The 18581-nt window shown below is 71.8% G+C and carries 19 protein-coding genes and 2 tRNA genes; 17 read left to right on the top strand and 4 right to left on the bottom strand.

Annotated elements, in window-relative coordinates; translation table 11 throughout:
* The first annotated feature begins 227 nt into the window (after positions 1–227).
* The 8 genes from rplU (at position 228) to VE614_RS07920 (ending at position 7724) form a co-directional block, all read left to right on the top strand.
* Positions 228–548, top strand: coding sequence for a 50S ribosomal protein L21 (rplU, locus tag VE614_RS07955; protein WP_003990208.1), 321 nt, complete (start codon positions 228–230; stop codon positions 546–548).
* Between the two features lie 14 nt (positions 549–562).
* Positions 563–817 carry a 50S ribosomal protein L27 gene (rpmA, locus tag VE614_RS07950; protein WP_010041940.1) on the top strand — a complete coding sequence of 85 codons (255 nt, stop codon included), beginning with the start codon at positions 563–565 and terminating at the stop codon, positions 815–817.
* Positions 818–955: 138 nt separating this feature from the next.
* Positions 956–2401, top strand: a complete 1446-nt coding sequence (gene obgE / locus VE614_RS07945; RefSeq protein WP_324934069.1) for a GTPase ObgE — start codon at positions 956–958, stop codon at positions 2399–2401.
* Positions 2402–2693: 292 nt separating this feature from the next.
* The gene (gene proB, locus VE614_RS07940; RefSeq protein WP_324934066.1) at positions 2694–3821 is read left to right on the top strand and encodes a glutamate 5-kinase; all 1128 of its coding nucleotides are present in this window, start codon (positions 2694–2696) and stop codon (positions 3819–3821) included.
* Between the two features lie 172 nt (positions 3822–3993).
* The gene (locus tag VE614_RS07935) at positions 3994–4464 is read left to right on the top strand and encodes a hypothetical protein (RefSeq protein ID WP_324934065.1); all 471 of its coding nucleotides are present in this window, start codon (positions 3994–3996) and stop codon (positions 4462–4464) included.
* A gap of 105 nt (positions 4465–4569) precedes the next feature.
* Complete coding sequence (locus tag VE614_RS07930) at positions 4570–5856, top strand: glutamate-5-semialdehyde dehydrogenase (protein WP_324934063.1); 1287 nt, start codon at positions 4570–4572, stop codon at positions 5854–5856.
* 89 nt (positions 5857–5945) lie between these two features.
* Positions 5946–6515 (top strand): hypothetical protein, encoded by a 570-nt coding sequence (locus VE614_RS07925; RefSeq protein WP_324934061.1) that lies wholly within the window; start codon positions 5946–5948, stop codon positions 6513–6515.
* A 135-nt stretch (positions 6516–6650) separates the two neighbouring features.
* Positions 6651–7724: a hypothetical protein gene (locus VE614_RS07920; protein ID WP_324934059.1), complete on the top strand. Its 1074-nt coding sequence runs from the start codon at positions 6651–6653 to the stop codon at positions 7722–7724.
* Here the strand turns inward: VE614_RS07920 and VE614_RS07915 are convergent.
* Positions 7721–8905, bottom strand: a complete 1185-nt coding sequence (locus VE614_RS07915) for a M48 family metallopeptidase (RefSeq protein ID WP_324934057.1) — start codon at positions 8903–8905, stop codon at positions 7721–7723. The genes VE614_RS07920 and VE614_RS07915 overlap by 4 nt on opposite strands.
* Before the next feature lie 133 nt (positions 8906–9038).
* Here VE614_RS07915 and VE614_RS07910 point away from each other — a divergent pair, with 133 nt between their 5' ends.
* The 8 genes from VE614_RS07910 to VE614_RS07875 all read left to right on the top strand — a co-directional run bounded on the left by VE614_RS07910 (position 9039) and on the right by VE614_RS07875 (position 13980).
* Complete coding sequence (locus VE614_RS07910) at positions 9039–9191, top strand: hypothetical protein (RefSeq protein WP_324934055.1); 153 nt, start codon at positions 9039–9041, stop codon at positions 9189–9191.
* A 110-nt stretch (positions 9192–9301) separates the two neighbouring features.
* Positions 9302–9466, top strand: coding sequence for a hypothetical protein (locus tag VE614_RS07905; RefSeq protein WP_324934053.1), 165 nt, complete (start codon positions 9302–9304; stop codon positions 9464–9466).
* Positions 9467–9525: 59 nt separating this feature from the next.
* Positions 9526–10176, top strand: a complete 651-nt coding sequence (nadD, locus tag VE614_RS07900) for a nicotinate-nucleotide adenylyltransferase (protein WP_324934051.1) — start codon at positions 9526–9528, stop codon at positions 10174–10176.
* Between the two features lie 16 nt (positions 10177–10192).
* Positions 10193–11959 (top strand): LytR C-terminal domain-containing protein, encoded by a 1767-nt coding sequence (locus VE614_RS07895; RefSeq protein WP_324934048.1) that lies wholly within the window; start codon positions 10193–10195, stop codon positions 11957–11959.
* Between the two features lie 90 nt (positions 11960–12049).
* The gene (rsfS, locus tag VE614_RS07890) at positions 12050–12496 is read left to right on the top strand and encodes a ribosome silencing factor (RefSeq protein ID WP_324934044.1); all 447 of its coding nucleotides are present in this window, start codon (positions 12050–12052) and stop codon (positions 12494–12496) included.
* On the top strand, positions 12493–13164 hold the full coding sequence (locus VE614_RS07885; protein ID WP_414719544.1) for a histidine phosphatase family protein: 672 nt from the start codon (positions 12493–12495) through the stop codon (positions 13162–13164). The genes rsfS and VE614_RS07885 overlap by 4 nt, the downstream gene beginning before the upstream one ends.
* Positions 13165–13285: 121 nt before the next feature.
* Positions 13286–13358: transfer RNA gene (locus VE614_RS07880), tRNA-Ala, on the top strand.
* Between the two features lie 448 nt (positions 13359–13806).
* Entirely contained in the window at positions 13807–13980 is a 174-nt protein-coding gene (locus VE614_RS07875) for a hypothetical protein (RefSeq protein WP_004001335.1), read from the top strand.
* Here VE614_RS07875 and VE614_RS07870 read toward each other — a convergent pair.
* Positions 13949–15145 carry a glycosyltransferase 87 family protein gene (locus tag VE614_RS07870; RefSeq protein WP_414719543.1) on the bottom strand — a complete coding sequence of 399 codons (1197 nt, stop codon included), beginning with the start codon at positions 15143–15145 and terminating at the stop codon, positions 13949–13951. The two genes, VE614_RS07875 and VE614_RS07870, sit on opposite strands and share 32 nt — an antisense overlap.
* Positions 15146–15278: 133 nt before the next feature.
* Between VE614_RS07870 and VE614_RS07865 the strand changes: the two genes are divergently transcribed.
* Positions 15279–15351, top strand: a tRNA-Ala gene (locus tag VE614_RS07865).
* A gap of 59 nt (positions 15352–15410) precedes the next feature.
* Here the strand turns inward: VE614_RS07865 and VE614_RS07860 are convergent.
* Complete coding sequence (locus VE614_RS07860) at positions 15411–17021, bottom strand: NADH-ubiquinone oxidoreductase-F iron-sulfur binding region domain-containing protein (RefSeq protein ID WP_324934040.1); 1611 nt, start codon at positions 17019–17021, stop codon at positions 15411–15413.
* A complete protein-coding gene (locus VE614_RS07855; RefSeq protein WP_324934037.1) occupies positions 17018–18241 on the bottom strand; it encodes a cytochrome b/b6 domain-containing protein in 1224 nt (407 codons plus the stop codon). Before VE614_RS07855 ends, VE614_RS07860 begins: the two co-directional genes overlap by 4 nt.
* Positions 18242–18581 lie beyond the last annotated feature (340 nt).

Below are 18581 nucleotides of genomic sequence, written 5' to 3'. Positions count from 1 at the left end.
GTCACGTGCGGGACACGTGACCGGCCGCACACCACCGGGGCCCGGTTTGACCCTCCAGGCCGCGGCCCCGTAACCTTGACCGTCGGCGTGTCCATTGACCACGCCACATCCCCGTAAACCTCTTCCTTCCGGGCACGGGCCGTGACCGGGAGAGGCTGCTCGCGCGCGGGTCGCGCCGGGCGGCTGGCCTGCGGGGGTGCCGTTCTCCGAGCGAAAGAGAGATCCGCGTGTACGCCATCGTGCGCAGCGGTGGTCGCCAGCACAAGGTTGCTGTCGGCGACATCGTTGAGGTTGACAAGATTTCCACTGCCAAGGTTGGCGACACGGTCGAGCTCTCGACCCTGCTCGTTGTCGACGGCGACGCTGTGACCAGCGACCCGTGGGTGCTGGCCGGCATCAAGGTCCAGGCCGAGGTCGTGGACCACCACAAGGGGCAGAAGATCGACATTCTGCGCTACAAGAACAAGACCGGCTACCGCCGTCGTCAGGGCCACCGCCAGCAGTACACGGCGATCAAGGTCACTGAGATCCCCACGGCTGCGAAGTAAGGGACTGAGGAGACATGGCACACAAGAAGGGCGCATCGTCCACTCGGAACGGTCGCGACTCGAATGCCCAGCGGCTCGGCGTGAAGCGCTTCGGCGGTCAGGTCGTCAACGCGGGTGAGATCCTGGTTCGCCAGCGCGGCACCCACTTCCACCCGGGCGCCGGTGTCGGCCGCGGCGGCGACGACACGCTGTTCGCGCTGCAGGCCGGTTCGGTGCAGTTCGGCACCCACCGTGGCCGCAAGGTCGTGAACATCGTTCCGGTCGCCTGAATCGCCTGATTCAGCACCGAACGCTTCGCGAGGCGGACCTCACTTCCCGGGCGGGAAGCGGGTCCGCCTTTCGCGTGTTGACACAAAGACATACGCGTAACGGCACGACAAAACGTACTTTTCTGGAGGCACTGAACCATGACCACCTTCGTGGACCGCGTCGAACTGCACGTCGCCGCGGGTAGCGGAGGTCACGGCTGTGCCTCCGTCCACCGGGAGAAGTTCAAGCCGCTCGGCGGCCCGGACGGCGGCAACGGCGGACGCGGCGGCGATGTCATCCTCACCGTCGACCAGTCCGTGACCACGCTGCTCGAGTACCACCACTCCCCGCACCGCAAGGCCACCAACGGCAAGCCCGGCGAGGGCGGCAACCGCTCCGGCAAGGACGGCCAGGACCTGGTCCTGCCCGTGCCGGACGGCACCGTCGTGCTGGACAAGGCGGGCAACGTCCTCGCGGACCTGGTCGGCCACGGCACCTCCTACGTCGCCGCGCAGGGCGGCCGCGGCGGCCTCGGCAACGCGGCCCTCGCCTCCGCCCGCCGCAAGGCGCCCGGCTTCGCGCTCCTGGGCGAGCCCGGCGACCTGCGGGACATCGTCCTGGAGCTGAAGACCGTCGCCGACGTGGCGCTGGTCGGCTACCCCAGCGCAGGCAAGTCCTCGCTGATCTCCGTGCTCTCCGCCGCCAAGCCGAAGATCGCGGACTATCCGTTCACCACGCTGGTGCCGAACCTCGGGGTCGTCACCGCGGGCTCGACCGTCTACACCATCGCCGACGTGCCGGGTCTCATCCCCGGCGCCAGCCAGGGCAAGGGCCTCGGCCTGGAGTTCCTGCGGCACGTGGAGCGGTGCAGCGTGCTGGTGCACGTGCTGGACACCGCGACCCTGGAGTCGGACCGCGACCCCGTCTCCGACCTCGACATCATCGAGGAGGAGCTGCGGCAGTACGGCGGGCTCGACAACCGGCCGCGGATCGTGGTGCTCAACAAGGTCGACGTGCCGGACGGCAAGGACCTCGCCGAGATGGTGCGGCCGGACCTGGAGGCGCGTGGCTATCGCGTCTTCGAGGTGTCGGCGGTGGCGCACATCGGGCTGAGGGAGCTGTCGTTCGCCCTCGCCGACCTGGTGGGCCGGGCGCGCGCCGCCAAGCCGAAGGAGGAGGCGACCCGGATCGTCATCCGCCCGAAGGCTGTGGACGACGCGGGCTTCACCGTCACCCGCGAGGAGGCCGGCGGCGAACCGCTGTTCCGGGTGCGCGGCGAGAAGCCGGAGCGCTGGGTGCGGCAGACCGACTTCAACAACGACGAGGCCGTCGGCTACCTCGCCGACCGGCTCAACCGCCTCGGCGTCGAGGAGGAGCTGATGAAGGCGGGCGCCCGCGCGGGCGACGGCGTGGCCATCGGCCCCGAGGAGAACGCGGTCGTCTTCGACTGGGAGCCGTCCGTCATGGCCGGTGCCGAGATGCTGGGCCGGCGCGGTGAGGACCACCGCCTGGAGGAGCAGCGGCCCGCGGCGCAGCGGCGACGCGACCGGCAGGCCGAACGGGACGACGCGCAGCGGGAGTTCGACGACTTCGAGCCTTTCTAGGCGTCCCGCCTCCGACGGGCCCTGTGCCAGGCCCGCCGCGGTGAAGGCAGTTTCTTCGCCGCGGCGGGTTTTCTCTTGTCTCTCTCCTTGGCATCCGGCCCGGCAGCCATGGATCCGCGAGGACGCCGTGCCCGCGCCGTGGAGGGCGGCCGGCGGGGAAACGTGGCGTGCCGGCCGGCTGAGCCCGCCCGCGTCGACGGTCCGCAGCGTGGAACGAAGGCGCGCGGCACCCCCGCCTTCCCGTAGATTGCCTGGTGGGGGAGTGACTCGACGCGAGGGGACAGGCAGCAAGGTGGCAGGGGCAAGGCAGGCCGTGCGCGAGGCCCGCAGGATCGTCGTCAAGGTGGGTTCGTCGTCGCTGACCACCGCTTCCGGGGGGCTGGACGCCGACCGCGTCGACGCGCTGGTCGACGTCCTGGCGAAGGTGCGCAGCGGAGGGGAGAAGGAGATCGTGCTGGTCTCCTCGGGTGCCATCGCGGCGGGGCTCGCCCCGCTGGGCCTGCGCCGCCGGCCCAAGGACCTGGCCCGCCAGCAGGCCGCCGCCAGCGTCGGCCAGGGCCTCCTGGTGGCCCGTTACACCGCCTCCTTCGCCCGCTACGGCGTCCGCGTCGGCCAGGTGCTGCTCACCTCGGACGACATGAGCCGCCGCGCCCACCACCGCAACGCCTCGCGCACCCTCGACAAGCTGCTGGCGATGGGCGCGTTCCCGATCGTCAACGAGAACGACACGGTCGCCACCGACGAGATCCGCTTCGGCGACAACGACCGGCTCGCCGCCCTCGTCGCCCACCTCGTCCACGCCGACCTCCTCGTGCTGCTCTCGGACGTGGACGGCGTCTACGACGGCGACCCGAGCAAGCCGGGCACCTCGCGGATCGCGGAGGTGCGCGGGCCCGGGGACCTGGCGCACGTCGAAATCGGCAGCGCCGGGAAGGCCGGGGTCGGCACCGGCGGCATGGTCACCAAGGTCGAGGCCGCCCGGATCGCCGCCGCCGCGGGCATCCCGGTGGTGCTGACCAGCGCGATCCACGCGGCCGACGCCCTCACCGGCCAGGACACCGGCACGTACTTCCACCGCACCGGCAAGCGCTCCGCCGACCGGCTGCTGTGGCTCCAGCACGCCTCCACCCCGCAGGGCGCGCTGACCCTGGACGACGGGGCGGTGCGGGCCGTCGTGGAGCGCCGCAAGTCGCTGCTGCCCGCCGGGATCGCCGCGGTCGAGGGCGAGTTCAGCGCGGGCGACCCGGTCGAGCTGCGCGACGGCACCGGGCGGGCGGTGGCCCGGGGGCTCGTCAGCTTCGACGCCAAGGAGATCCCCCGGCTGATCGGCCGGTCGACCCGGGAACTGGCCCGCGAGCTGGGTCCGGGATACGAACGCGAGGTCGTACACAGGGACGACCTGGTGCTCCTGCACCCGTAAGAGCGTCCGTAGAGACGCGTGAAGACATCCGTTCGCACACCCGGATTGCGGTGAATCGTCCGCCTCGGGTGGTGGACGTTCCGCAAAAGTGCCACACGATCATCCGCAGGCTGCTCAACTTTGTCTCGAAGGCACTCGAAGGCACAGATCCGCAGGCGCGAAGGAGGCCGTCGTGCGACGACTACGCCCTGGGGTGACGGCGTCCCGCGGTGGTGCCGGCTCCCGTGCGGCCGGTGCGGACCGGACTCCGCTGACCAGCGTGGCGGCCGGGGACCGTTTCGAGGGCGAGGAGCCCGCCGACCTGCCCAGGCTCTGGCACGTCACCCTCAGCGTCTCCGGCGCGGCCGCCCCGCTGCCGGAGCTGCGGCGCGCCCTGGAACAGCTCGCCCACGACCATCCCTTCCTGCTGACCAGCAGATACGCCAGCGACCACGCCGAGATCCGCTACTGGGAAGAGGCCCGCGACCTGCACGACGCGGCGGCCGTGGCACTGCGCCTGTGGGGCGAGCACCGGCAGACCGCCGGGCTGCCGCCCTGGGAGATCGTCGGCCTGGAGGTCATCGACCGGGCCACCTACCACCAGCGGATCGCCGAGGGCTACGGACCGCCCCCGGCGAGCCCGGTCGGAGTTCACCCGTTCTGAGCCGGTTCGGCCCTGCCGCAGAGCACGTCTCAGGGTGGCTTCGCTCCCGTCTCGGGGTGTGGAACGAACACCGGACCGACCCGTTCGGCGCACTACCCTTCCCTCATGACCACGCTCTCGCCGTACGACTCGATGTCCCCGGTCACCCGGGCCGCCTACCGTGCCAAGGCAGCCGCCGCCGACCTCGCGCCGCTGCCGCGGTCCGTGAAGGACGACGCGCTGCTCGCCATCGCGGACGCGCTGGAGGTCCGCACCAGTGAGATCGTCGAGGCCAACGCCAAGGACGTGGCCAAGGCGCGGGAGAACGGCATCAGCGAGGGCATGATCGACCGCCTCACCCTCACCCCGGAGCGGGTCCGCGCCATCGCCTCCGACGTGCGCGACGTGGCCGCGCTGCCCGACCCGGTCGGCGAGGTGGTGCGCGGCGGCACCCTGCCCAACGGCATCGACGTGCGCCAGATCCGGGTGCCGCTCGGCGTCGTCGGGATCATCTACGAGGGCCGGCCCAACGTGACGGTCGACGCCGCCGCCCTCTGCCTGAAGTCCGGCAACGCGGTCCTGCTGCGCGGCTCCTCCTCGGCGTACCAGTCGAACACCGCGCTGGTCCGCGTGCTGCGCGACGCCGTGGGCGGCGCGGGGCTGCCCGCCGACGCCATCCAGCTCGTGCCCGGCGAGAGCCGCGACAGCGTGCGCGAGCTGATGCGCGCCCGCGGCCTGGTCGACGTGCTCATCCCGCGCGGCGGCGCCTCGCTGATCAGCACGGTCGTCCAGGAGTCCACCGTCCCGGTGATCGAGACCGGCACCGGCAACTGCCACGTCTACGTCGACGCCCAGGCCGACCTCGACATGGCCGTCGAGATCCTGATCAACTCCAAGGCCCAGCGGGTCGGCGTCTGCAACGCCGCCGAGACCCTGCTGGTCCACCAGGACATCGCCGCCGAGTTCCTGCCGCGCGCCCTGGACGCCCTCGCGGACGCCGGGGTGACCGTGCACGCCGACGAGCGCGTGATGGCGTACGCCAAGGACTCCAAGGCCACCGTCGTGGAGGCCACGCCGGACGACTGGGAGACCGAGTACCTGTCGTACGACATCGCCGCGGCGGTCGTCGAATCGCTCGACAAGGCCGTGGAGCACATCCGGCTGTGGACCTCCGGCCACACCGAGGCCATCGTCACCACCTCGCAGCAGGCCGCGCGCCGGTTCACCCAGCTGGTCGACTCCACCACCGTCGCCGTGAACGCCTCCACCCGGTTCACCGACGGCGGACAGTTCGGCTTCGGCGCCGAGATCGGCATCTCCACGCAGAAGCTGCACGCCCGCGGCCCGATGGGGCTGCCCGAGCTGACCAGCACCAAGTACATCGTCACCGGCGACGGGCACGTACGGCGCTGAGGCGCACGACCCCGGCGCGCTCATCCGAGCGTGCGGATGAATATCTCTGCCGTCTGCCCAAATCGACCCCCCAGGTCTACTCTGGATGAGTGCCGGAGGACGTGGGGGGTTCGCCGTTCCGTGACGGCTGGGAGCCCGACGACGACCACGACCGCGGGGTGTCGGACGAAGAGTTCGCCTCCGTGGTCTTCGACGAGGCCTTCGTGCGCGCGGCCGTGGTGCACGAGCCGACCGCCGTGGAGCGCCTCCTCGCCGCGGCGCAGGCCAGAGCCGAGGCCTCCGAGGCGGAGGCCCGCCGCGCCCACACCCGCGGCGAACGCTACGACGACGGATACGGCGGCGACGGGCCGGGGGCTTTCGGCCATGATCCGGACTACGACATCCTGGACGACCCCGACATCCTCGACGGTCCGCCCCCCGGCGGCTACGGCAAGCACGGCCGCTGGCACCGCCCCGTCGCCTGGGTGCTGGCCCTGGTGATGGGTGTCGGCATGGTCGCCCTGGCCTTCGCCGCCGTCTACCGGGGCGCCGCCTCGGGCCGGCAGGACCAGGTGCCGCCGCCCGCCTCGACCGGTGTGGAGCAGGGTGGCGCGGCGAGCCCCTCGGCCTCCGCGGACCACTCCAGGCCGGCGGTCTCGGCGGTCCCGCGCAGCCCCTGACAGGCGCCCCCGGCTGTCTGCCCGCAGGGCCCGTGACAAGCCCGGCGCAGATGGCTTCCGGCCTGGTGAGCACCTGTCAGAAGTTGTCCGGGGACGGTGCGTTTGCCGGGCCGTCGCGAGACCTACCCTGAAGATATGGGCGGGCCTGGAGACCCACCCGAGGGGACGCCCGACGGGGTCCCCAACGGTGCGGAAGACGAGTACCGATCCGTCGTGTTCGACGAGTCGTTCGTCCGCGCTGCCCGCCTCCAGGAGTACTCCGCGCGCGAGCGCCTGGCCGACCACGCGCCCGCCGTGCGCCGCCGCACCTCGGCGCACCGCGGCCTGTCCCGCCAGGCCCTGGTCCTGGTCCTGTTGATCGCCGTCGCCTTCGGCGCCGCGATCTACATGGGCGTACGCCACCCCGCCCAGTCCGCGCACACCGGGCAGCCCGCCGTGGAACCGCTGCGGATGACCGTCATCCCGCTCGCGCCCCGGGGGCCCGTCCCCGGCACCCGCGACCTCGAACGTCTGTACGCCGAAAGCCCGGCCGCCCAGTTCCGCATCGGCGCCGAGGGCATCCCGCTGCCCGCCGCCCGGCGCACCGCCCACTTCTCCGACGGCCAGGTGCTCACCGCCCTCAGCACGGCCAAGGACTACGTCGTCCGCTCCTCGCTCTACCCCGAGGTGCTCTCCGGCGGGCAGGTCCGCCCGGTGCGGGTGCTCCTCGACCCGGACCAGCTCGACCAGTTCGACCGCAGCTTCGACCAGCCCACGGCGGACGGGCAGCACTTCGCGACCGGCTGGCTGGTCCGCTTCGACCCGGCCGCCGCCGAACTCGCCGACCCCAGGATCCGCGTCCGCGGCAGCCTGCACGCCGAGGAGACCGACGCGTCCACCCTGGAGGTCACCGCGGACCACACCTTCGTGTACGCGCTGCGGCCGGCCGGGGCCGACGGCGCCGCCGAGGCGTCGCTGTTCACCGTCCGCCGCGAGCTGCACTTCCGCTTCGACCGGGACGACCTGCGGCTGCACCAGACCCAGGTGGTCGGCTCGCAGCTCCAGGCCGGGCCGCTGTCCTGCGCCGAGGACACCGCGGCCCGGCTGCACCCGCTGCTCGCCGGCCAGACCGCCCGGGCAGGGGGCCCGGCCGGCTCCGACCCGTACGCCTCCGAGGGCGCCACGGCGCTGTGCGGGACGCTGGCGGACAGCGCCCAGCCGAGGGTCTAGGGCGTGGCCTTCCCGTTCTCGCCGGTGCCCGTCTCGCCGGTGTCCTTCTCACCGGTCCCCTTGTTCGGGCCGTGCGCCCCCTCCGCCCCGTCCGCCCCCCGCGCCCCGTCCGCTGTCTCCCAGGGCCGGTCCCCGCGCGGCGCGCCGGTGAAGCCGCCCCAGCCGCGGCGGACCCGGCCGCCCAGGTCTCCGGCGCCTTCGGCGAGGTCCGTGACCAGCTTCATCAGCGGGTCCCGCGAGCCGCGCACCTCCGAGGCGTAGGCCGCCGCCGAGTCGCGCAGCGACTCCGAGACCTTGGTCTCCCGGTCCTCGCCGCGCTTCGGGTAGTGGCCGTCCATGAGCCGCTGGTAGTCGCGGGTGGCCGCCCACTTCTTCAGCTCGGCCGCGCGGACCGTGGCGAAGGGATGGGAGCGCGGCAGCACGTTGAGGATCTTCAGCACCGAGTCGCGCAGGTCCCCGCCCGCCTCGTACTCCTCGGCCTGCTCCAGGAACGCGTCCACGTTCATCTCGTGCAGATGGTTGCCGCCCGCCAGCTTCATCAGACCGCGCAGCGAGGCCTGCAGGTCCTGTCCGGCCAGCAGGCCCGCGCGGTCGGCGGACAGCTCCGACTTGCGGAACCACTCGCGCAGCGCGGTCACGATCGCCATGACCGCGACATTGCCGAGGGGTATCCAGGCCACCCGGAGGGCGAGGTTGGTCAGGAACAGCAGGATCGTGCGGTAGACGGAGTGGCCGGACAGGGCGTGGCCGACCTCGTGGCCGATCACCGCCCGCATCTCCTCCTCGTCCAGCAGTTCGACCAGGCCGGTGGTGACCACGATGATCGGCTCGTCCATGCCGACGCACATCGCGTTCGGCTGCGGGTCCTGCTGCACGTACATCGGCGGGACCTTGTCCAGGTCGAGGATGGAGCAGGCGTCCAGCAGCAGGGTGTGCAGATGCGGGAACTGCCGGTCCGAGACGCGCACCGAGTCGGACAGGAACAGCAGCCGCAGGCTCCGCTCGGGCAGCAGCCCGCTGAGCGTCTTGAAGACGGTGTCGAAGCCGCTGAGACGGCGCAGCGCGACGAGGGCGGAGCGATCGGCCGGGTGCTCCCAGGCGCGCGAGGAGATCTCCGGGAAACGCCGGCGCCGCCTGCCGGGCAGGCGCTCGGAACCGGTCTGCGGATGGTCGTAGGACATCGGGTCCCCCAGGTGCGTCGGTGTGGCGGTCCGGACGCCGTGCCCGGACCGCTGCCGGTCCGTGCCCCCGAGGCAAGGCCCAGCCTAGGCGGAGTTACCGTGGACGGGCAGCACAGCGAAGGAGTCCCACGTCATGGAGCACCACGCCGCGTCCGTCTGGCTCATGGCCGCCGCCGAGGAGCCGGGGGGCGGGAACCTCCTCCGGATTCTGCTGGTCGTGATGCTGGTGGGCTGTGCGCTGACCGCCTGGCTCCTGCTCCGGGGGTACAGGCGGAAGGACGACTGATCGCGCCCGAAGGTTGCCCGGCGGAGGAGTCGGGGTGATCGCCGCGGAGTCGCCCGCTTACGATGGGCCGACATCTTCATCCCGCCCACACGCGATAGGTCCTGACGACGATGAGCCTCCACACCACCGCCGCCCAGCTGGTCACCCTCGCCTCCGAGGGCGGGGAACACGGCGGCAACCACCAAAGCCTCAGCCCGCTGCTCACCGGTGGCGGCGCCTTCGTCATCCTGATGCTGCTGCTGTGGGTGACCACCCGCTTCAACCGCGACCGCTGAGCCGGGGCGACGACTCCGGCCGTCAAGGTCCACCGACCGGGCCGGTAGGGTCTGCACGCATGGGAGAGCAGGACATGCCTACCGGTCCGGTGAACGACACGCCGCGGGACGCGAGCGGCCGCGGCAAGCGCCGCCTCGGTGTCATGGGCGGTACGTTCGACCCGATCCACCACGGCCACCTGGTGGCCGCGAGCGAGGTCGCCGCGGCGTTCCACCTCGACGAGGTCGTCTTCGTGCCGACCGGCGAGCCGTGGCAGAAGAGCCACCGCACCGTCTCCCCGGCCGAGGACCGCTATCTGATGACGGTCATCGCGACCGCCGAGAACCCCCAGTTCTCGGTCAGCCGTATCGACATCGACCGCGGTGGGCCCACCTACACCGTGGACACCCTGCGCGACCTGCGCGCGCTCAACCCGGACACGGACCTGTTCTTCATCACCGGCGCCGACGCCCTCGCCCAGATCCTCACCTGGCGGGACACGGAGGAGCTGTTCTCCCTGGCGCACTTCATCGGGGTCACCCGCCCGGGACATCACCTGAACGACCCCGGACTCCCGGAGGGCATCGTCTCGCTCGTCGAGGTCCCGGCCCTCGCCATCTCGTCCACGGACTGCCGTGCGCGAGTCGCCAAGGGCGACCCCATCTGGTATCTGGTGCCGGACGGAGTCGTGCGTTACATCACCAAGCGCGAGCTGTACCGCGGCGAGTGAGCCGAGAGGGGCACCGGTGAACGACCGATACGACGCGGGCTACGGGGACGACGGCCAGTACGAGCAGCAGTACGAGCTGGCCGGCTACGACGAGTACGGCCGGCCCGTGTACCAGCAGGTGCGGCAGCAGCCGTCCCAGCAGCCGTACGACCCCTACGGGCAGCAGCAGGCCGCCCCACAGGACCCCCAGGCCCCTCAGGGCCACGGGTACGACCCGTACACCACCGGCCAGCAGCCGCCCGACCCCTCGTACGACCCCTCGTACGACCCCTACGGGACGGGCCAGCAGCCCCCGCCGCCGTCGTACGGCTCCTACGACACGTCCTACGGCTCGTACGACGGCTACGACGGCTACGACGCCTACGGGCAGCAGGCCCCCGCCCCGCAGTCCCGCGTCGCCGAGCAGACCGCCTACATCCCGCAGCAGGTCCGGCCGGCCGTGGCCGAGGATGCCCCTGCGCGGGACGACGCGCAGGGGGACGATGCGCAGGGGGACGACGCGCGGCGCGACGACCGCGACTACCGCACCGAGCAGTTCGCGTTCGTCGAAGAGCCCGACGGCGACTCCGAGGACGTCATCGACTGGCTGGCGTTCACCGAGAACCGCACCGAGCGCCGCGAGGAGGCCCGCCGCCGCGCCCGCAGCCGGCTGATCGCCCTGGTCGTCGTCCTCGCCCTGGTCGCGGCCGGCGGCGTCGGCTGGCTCTGGTACGCCGGGAAGCTGCCCGGCCTGTCCTCCTCCGACGACAAGACCGGCACCGGCGTCGCCGCGGGCGCCCAGAAGCGGGACGTGATCGTCGTCCATCTGCACGACACCAAGGGCGGCGGCACCTCCACCGCCCTGCTGGTCGACAACACCACCACCCAGCAGGGCACCACCGTCCTGCTGCCCAACTCCCTCGCCCTGACCGGCGACGACGGCACCACCACCACCCTCGCCGAGTCCGTCGAGGACGACGGCTCCTCCGGCACCCGTGAGGCCCTGGACACCGTCCTCGGCACCTCCATCCAGGGCACCTGGCGGCTCGACACCCCCTACCTGCAGAACCTCGTCGACCTCGTCGGCAACATCGAGATCGACACCGACACCGACGTGCCCGACCCGGCCGCGAAGAAGAAGGGCCAGTCGCCGCTGGTCAGCCAGGGCGAGAAGCAGACCCTCAGCGGCAAGATGGCCGTCGCCTACGCCACCTACCGCGCTCCCGGCGAGGCGCCGAACGCCCAGCTGGAGCGGTTCGGGCAGGTCATGCAGGGGGTGCTGCGCAAGATGTCCTCGGACCCCGGGGCCGCGACGACCACCGTGCAGACACTGGCCCAGATCCTCGATCCGTCGCTCACCGACAAGGATCTCGGCACCTTCCTCGCCGCCCTGTCCGACCTCGCCAAGAGCGGCGACTACAGGACCGCCCTGCTGCCCGTCCAGGACGACGGCGCCCTGACCGCCGAGGCCGGCGACAGCGTGGTCAAGGACATCCTCGGCGGCACCGCGAAGAGCCCCGACCAGGACGCGGCGGTGCGGGTGTCGGTGCGCAACGCCAGCGGGGTGCAGGACAACACCGAGAAGGCCCGCGTGGTGCTCCTCAACGGAGGTTTCACCTTCCTGGAGGGTGGCACGGCGTCCGCCGAGAGCGCGTCGGAGGTGGTGTACACCGACCCGGCCGACCAGCAGAACGCCACCGAGGTCGCCAAGACCCTGGGTCTGCCCGCGAGCGCGGTCACCAAGGGCGAGGTGACCGCCAACGCCGACGTGACGGTCGTCCTCGGCCAGGACTACGAACCGTAGCCACCGGCGGGCCCCGCGTAATGCCGTGGGGCCCCCGTCGGCGGTCGTGAGACCCTGGGAGGCAAACGACCGCCGACGGAAAGCCTTGTAGTGACCGCGACCGACCGCTCTCTCGAACTGATCACCACCGCCGCGCAGGCCGCGGCCGACAAGCTCGCCCACGACGTCATCGCCTACGACGTCAGCGACGTGCTGTCGATCACGGACGCCTTCCTGCTGGCGTCCGCCCCCAACGACCGCCAGGTCAAGTCGATCGTCGACGAGATCGAGGAACGGCTCCTGAAGGAACTCGGCGCCAAGCCGGTCCGCCGTGAGGGCGACCGCGAGTCCCGCTGGATCCTGCTCGACTACGTCGACATCGTCGTCCACGTCCAGCACAGCGAGGAGCGCGTCTTCTACGCCCTGGAGCGGCTGTGGAAGGACTGCCCCGAGATCGACCTGCCCGAGGACGCCCGCGCGACCCGCGGCAAGGCCGAGGAGCACGCCAAGCTCCAGGCCGCCGAGGAGGCGACGGAGGCGGGCGGTGAGTGGCGGTGAGCGCCACCGGTGAGGTGACCGCCGGGAAGCAGGGCCGGGGCCGCCGCGTCATCCTGTGGCGGCACGGGCAGACCGCGTGGAACGTGGAGCGCCGCTTCCAGGGCACCACGGACGTCGAGCTGACCGGGACCGGCGTCGCCCAGGCCCGCCGCGCCGCCCGGCTGCTGGCCTCCCTGGGCCCCGACGCGATCGTCGCCTCCGACCTGTCGCGGGCCGCGAACACGGCCGCCGAGCTGGCCGCGCTCACCGGTCTGGACGTGACCCTCGACGAGAGCCTGCGGGAGACCTACGCGGGCGTCTGGCAGGGACTGACGCACGACGAGATCATCGCCCGGCACGGCGAGGAGTACGCCGCCTGGAAGCGCGGCGAGCCGGTACGCCGCGGCGGCGGCGAACTGGAGACCGAGGTCGCCGACCGCGCGGCCCCCGTGGTGCTGCGGCACGCCGAGAAGCTGCCCGACGACGGCACGCTCGTCGTGGTGAGCCACGGCGGCACGATCCGGACCACCATCGGCCGGCTGCTCGGTCTGGAGGCCCGCCACTGGGAGAGCCTGGGCGGCCTGTCCAACTGCTGCTGGTCCGTCCTCGGTGAGGGCGCCCGCGGCTGGCGGCTGCTCGAGCACAACGCCGGCACGCTGCCGGAACCGGTCCTCGGAGACGACGACTGACCGGGGCCACGGCCCCTGGGACCCGGATTTCACTTTCCGGCAGGTCGCAGGCTAAAGTTCTTCTTGTTCGCCCGGCTGACGAGCAGGGCGAGACACCATGCGGCTCCGCCGCATGGAACAAGGGGCTATAGCTCAGTTGGTAGAGCGCCTGCATGGCATGCAGGAGGTCAGGAGTTCAATTCTCCTTAGCTCCACAGGACGAATCCCGTCCCCTCCGGGGGGCGGGATTTTTTCGTCCCGCGCTCTTGAACACCTGCGACGCGAGTGGCGTATACCTCTGTGGAGCCCGGTCCGGCCGGTGCCGTGTCCGGACTGGTACGCAGGCGTCGCTGACCGTGTCGGCCCGGTCGTGGCAGAATCAAACGGCCGGAAGGGGGCGCGGCCCGACGGGAGGGAGTAGCGATGCCTTCGAGCATCACTGAGGAGGACGGCCACCTCCTCGGCGAAGCAGCGTTGATACGGCACACGGCCACCCGGCTCAGCTGCCCTTCCTGTGGTTCCGCGCACGTGGCCCAAGTGCTCGGCGACAACGGCGGAATCTCCTACGTGTGCACGGCCTGCGGCCACAGCTGGAGCTGATCGATGGGTGCCCACAGGCGGAAGTGCGACTGGTGCGGCAGCGGTACGCCGATCGTCCGGGACATGGAACCGGTGAACCCCGACTACCAGTACTGGTGCGAGGAATGCGCGCGGGCGCTGATCATAAAAGGCGACCCCATCGAGACGTACCGCGAGCTGGAGGGTGAGCCGATCTACGGCCGCCTCCTGGAGGAGCACTGCACCCTCAAACGGTTCTACTCGTTCGTGACGGCCTGAGCGCGGCGCGCGGCAGGCACAGCAGGAAGGCGCAGCCCGCCCCCGCGTAGAGCCCGGAGAGCAGCAACTCGGCGGCACTCTGGCGCAGTTCGGGCCGCCCGTCGCCGTGCGGCACCCACCACAGGGCGTACGAGCAGAAGACCAGCAGGGTGCCCGCGGCGCCCGCGCGGTGGCCGCGGGCGCCGAGCAGCAGCACCAGGGGCACGCACCACAACCAGTGGTGCGACCAGGACACCGGGCTGATCAGCAGCGCCGTCACCGCGCACCCGAGCACCGCCCACGCGCGGTGCCCGCGCAGCTCCGCGGCGACCGCTGCGGCGAGCCCGGCGGTGCCGACGAGCGCGGCCGCCACCACCCAGGCGGCCCCCGGCTCCGGGGTGTGCAGCGCCCGGGCCAGCACGCCGCGCAGGGCCTGGTTCGCGGTCTCCTCCGCGTGGCCGACCCGTCCCGCGCGAAAGACCATGCAGCTCCAGAACCGCCAGGAGTCGTACGGCAGGACGGCCGCCGCGAGCAGGGTGGCGCCGGCGAACGCGATCGCCGCCCCGCGCGCGTGGCGCAGCCAGGGAGCGCCGGTGCCGCCCGCGCGGTGTGCGACGACGCCGGTGGCGAGCAGGAACACCGCGAACAGCGCGGGCGTCAGCTTCACCGCCGCCGCGAGCCCGATGCCGAGCCCGGCCAGGCGGTCACCGGGGCGGCGGGTGAGGTCCCACAGGACCAGCACGGCCAGCAGCAGGTTGATCTGGCCGTACCGCAGCGTCGTCCACACCGGCTCGCACCACACGGCCGCCGCCGTGACCCACCAGACGGTGTCCACGCGCGTGTGCCCGGCGAGCCGCAGCGACAGCCGGACGAAGACGACCAGCAGGGCGAGGTTCGCGGCCGTCGCCAGGGTGCGCAGACCCGCGGTGTCCAGCAGCGTCAGCGGGGTGAACAGCAGCGCCGCGAAGGGCGGGTAGGTGGTGGGCAGTTGCGCCGTCGTGGCCCGCAGGGCGTAGAGATCGCCGCCCGCGCGGACGGTCGCGCCCTCCGCGCGGTACACCATCAGGTCGATCATCGACACCTGCGCGGCCCGCTGCGCGATCCAGAACGCCGCGAAGGAGAACAGGCACATCCCGAGGGCGGTCGGCACACGACGGTGGACTCCGGAGAACGCGATCACGGTCACGGAGGCCGACCATAGCGCTCATATTCGGGCAGAACGGAAACGATTTGGTGTTCCGCCGGGGGGACCGTGTAATGTTCTCTGTGTCGCCGCGAGGGAAACCCGCAAGGGAAACGAAGCGGACGGCACACCGCAAGGGGCTATAGCTCAGTTGGTAGAGCGCCTGCATGGCATGCAGGAGGTCAGGAGTTCAATTCTCCTTAGCTCCACAGCAGATCCCCGGATCCTCTCGGATCCGGGGATCTTTTCGTATGTCCCGCCTCTTTTCTCAGCGGCCGAGCGCGCGCCGCCCGCGCCCCTGGGACAGCACCGGCAGATTGCGCGCGGCGGGCTGGGAGCGGGTGTCCTCCTCGATCCGCAGGGCGAGCGCCGGGCAGCGGCGCACCGCGCGCAGCGCCTTCGCCTCGGCGTAGCGGGGCACGGCCGCCTGGGCGACGGTCGGGAAGCCGTCGGCGCCCAGCTCGAAGACCTCCGGGAGGATGTCGGCGCACAGGCCGTGTCCCCGGCACAGCGTCCAGTCGACGTAGATCTTCTGGCGGCTGGGGCCGTTCTCCTCGGCCGTGCCGCCGCCCGGGACGCCCGTCGGGCCCCTGCCACCCTCGAAGAGCGGCAGAACGCCCTCCACGGGCCGTCCGCAGCCGCTGCCGAGGACATGGGCGGCGAGGTCGTCGGTGAACGCCTTGAGGGTCGACTCCAGGAACATCGCGGAGCCGTCCGGGTGGGAGCAGGCGCCGCGCCGCTTGACGTTCTTGGCGACCTGCTTCAGCGCTTCCAGGGCGGCCGGCCCGCCGCCGTTGAGGATGTCCTCCAAGCCGCGCGCGGCGGCCGGCAGGCCCAGGTAGCAGGGGCCGCACTGGCCCGCGCTCTCCTCGGCCAGCCACTGCGCCACCCGCAGCGACTCGCCCAGCGGGCAGGTCTCCTGGGTGATCGGCAGGATCGCCCCCGCACCCAGCGAACCGCCCACCGCGTCCAGCGAGTTGCGCGAGACGATCGCCTCGTTCACCGTCGCCGCGTCGATCCATTTGCCGTGGTAGCCGCCGGTCAGCACGCCCTGCGGGAGCGGCGGGGCGCCGGCCAGCTGCAGGACGTAGCGCAGCGGCACCCCGGTGGGAACCTCGATGACCATGGGGCGGGCGACCGCCCCGGAGACGGTGAGCAGCACGGTGCCCGGCTCGTCGTACAGCCCGGTATTGCCGTACCGCTCCGGGCCGATCCGCGCGGCGATCGCCAGCTGGGCGAACGTCTCGGCGTTCGACAGCAGGGTCGGGGCGCCGCCGACACCGCTGACCGAGGCGCTGATCTTGCGGCCGGGCGGGATCGCCGGGCCGCCGTCGATCGAGCGGATCAGGGAGGCGGCGGCGCCGGTGACCATGCGGACGGGATTGCGCTGCACGCGCGCGCGGAGCGCCGATCTTCGCCCGTTGCTCAGGCCGCGCTCGGCGAGCGCGGCCTCCATGGAGCGCTGGGTGGACTCCCGGGTGACCCCCACCACGAGCGTGCGGGCACCCAGGGCCTCGGCGCACAGCAGCGCGCCGTCCAGGATCAGATGCGGGGCACGGTTGATCAGCACCGTGTCCTTGCGGCAGGCGGGTTCGTCCTCGCTTCCGTTGATCACCACCACCGGCCGTACGCCGCGGCGGATCGCCGATTCGGCGACCGACCGCAGTTTCTTGTGGAAGGGGAAGCCCGCGCCGCCGCGGCCCCTGAGATTGATGCGTTCGGCGAGCTGTGCGAGCTGCTCGCCGCCCATGGGTTCGAGCGGCCCGTGCACCTTCAGGTGCATGGGCAGATCGAGTCTTTCGACAAGGTCGAAGCCCGACGTGAGCTGAGGAAGTCCGACCACGCGGACTTCGGGTACGTCGGGCAGGGCCTCGTTCACTTAAAGCCTCCGGAAGGCATGTTCCAAGGTTCGCCCGAACCCGGTGCGTCGAAGTCGTAGGACGCACCGGGCAGTGTTTCCGTGGCGGGACCGCTGTTGTCGTACGTGTCGTTCGGGTTGTACGTGCCGTAGAGGGTGTTCGACTCAACCGTGTCGAACATCTCGGTGCGGCCGTAGGCGCCGGTGCCCGGATTGTCATAGGGCGGGATGGTGTATCCGGTGTCCTGGAGGGGGTCGTACGCCGACGGGGGCGCCTCCCCGACCGGCGGCGGCGACGGGATCGGCCAGGAGGTGTCCACGCGGGGCAGCGAAGCGGTGTCCATCCGGGGGAGCGACTCGGTGGGCTGGGCGTCCGGGACGGGGTGCTGGGACCGGCGGGGACGGGACACCGCACGGTAGGCGGCGGCGAAGCCGGCGGCGGGCTCGGCGGGGCGCTCGCGGTCCCCGCGCGGGACGTCGTAGCCGGGCAGGGGGGAGGGCTCGGCGCCCGCCCGCGCGCGGGCGGCGTCCAGGTCCTCGCGGCCCGGCCGCTCCCCGCCGCCGAGCAGCGCGATGAGCCGGTCGGCGACCTCGCGCTTGACCGGGCGGGGCGCCGACCGCAGCGCCAGCGCCGCGATGACGGCGACCAGCGACAGGCCGTAGAGGAACACGAAGACCGGCTTGGCCTGGCGCCCCGCGAACAGGCCGTGCAGCAGCGCCGCGCACCAGGCCGGGTAGGCCAGCATGTGCATGGTCCGCCAGCGGGCGGCGACCGGTGCCGGGGAGGCGAAGGCCCCGCGCAGGGCGCCGGTGATGCCCACGAAGACCATGAGCAGCCCGGCCAGGGAGCCCAGTCCGATCAGCCCGGCGCTGCCGGTGACGCCGAGCGAGAAGGGGAGCACGGCGGCGATCGGCTCGACGTGGTCGAGGGCCAGCTTGGTGGTGACGTGCAGCAGCAGGAACGCGATCGCGGCGACCGCCGTCGCCCGGTGCACCGCCTGCCCGACGATCCGCTGGCGCGCGTTGAGCAGGATCCGGTCCTGGGCCACCAGGCCCCAGATCACCGAGCAGGACAACGAGACCAGGCTCAGCACGCCCGCGCCGAAGTCGAGGAACTCGCGGAACGTGTCACCTCCGGCCAGCACGAGCACGGGTATGAGGACCAGCACGGCAGCCGTCGCCGCACCGTAGGCCGACCGGCCGGGTGGGACGAGCGAGCTGTTTTTACGACGAGAGGTCATGGGGGCAACTCCGAGCGGTTCGGGAAAGCGGTCCCGGGCCGCACTCTAGGTCGCGCCATACCCATGAGTGCGAGGTTTGAGTTATTGCGCTGTTATCAAACGACTATCTGGTTGTTGTGATGCCCTTTAGAGGTTGTTACGCGAAGTAATCATGATCGCGGTTCACGTTCTGAACGTCGTCGCGGCCCGGTCGAGGGCTGCGGTACCCTGGCGCCATGCGTGCCGTACGCCTTCTGCTTAGCGGGCCGCGCTGATCAGTCCCGGCCACCGGACGAGTCGAGTGGCCGGAATCGGCGCGGCGTCCCCTCCTGTGCGAGGGGATTTTTCGTTTCTCGACAAG

Source organism: Streptomyces sp. (assembly GCF_035645055.1).
Lineage (GTDB): Bacteria > Actinomycetota > Actinomycetes > Streptomycetales > Streptomycetaceae > Streptomyces.
The sequence above is the reverse complement of the archived record's forward strand: the minus strand, read 5'-3'. Positions and strand labels throughout refer to the sequence as shown.

Bases quoted from the DNA above. Each gene is read 5' to 3' on its own strand.
- VE614_RS07920 (WP_324934059.1), top strand. From the start codon at position 6,651: ATGGGCGGGCCTGGAGACCCACCCGAGGGGACGCCCGACGGGGTCCCC.
- nadD (WP_324934051.1), top strand. From the start codon at position 9,526: ATGGGAGAGCAGGACATGCCTACCGGTCCGGTGAACGACACGCCGCGG.
- VE614_RS07875 (WP_004001335.1), top strand. From the start codon at position 13,807: ATGGAACCGGTGAACCCCGACTACCAGTACTGGTGCGAGGAATGCGCG.
- VE614_RS07905 (WP_324934053.1), top strand. From the start codon at position 9,302: ATGAGCCTCCACACCACCGCCGCCCAGCTGGTCACCCTCGCCTCCGAG.
- VE614_RS07915 (WP_324934057.1), bottom strand. From the start codon at position 8,905: ATGTCCTACGACCATCCGCAGACCGGTTCCGAGCGCCTGCCCGGCAGG.
- rpmA (WP_010041940.1), top strand. From the start codon at position 563: ATGGCACACAAGAAGGGCGCATCGTCCACTCGGAACGGTCGCGACTCG.
- VE614_RS07855 (WP_324934037.1), bottom strand. From the start codon at position 18,241: ATGACCTCTCGTCGTAAAAACAGCTCGCTCGTCCCACCCGGCCGGTCG.
- VE614_RS07910 (WP_324934055.1), top strand. From the start codon at position 9,039: ATGGAGCACCACGCCGCGTCCGTCTGGCTCATGGCCGCCGCCGAGGAG.
- obgE (WP_324934069.1), top strand. From the start codon at position 956: ATGACCACCTTCGTGGACCGCGTCGAACTGCACGTCGCCGCGGGTAGC.
- VE614_RS07930 (WP_324934063.1), top strand. From the start codon at position 4,570: ATGACCACGCTCTCGCCGTACGACTCGATGTCCCCGGTCACCCGGGCC.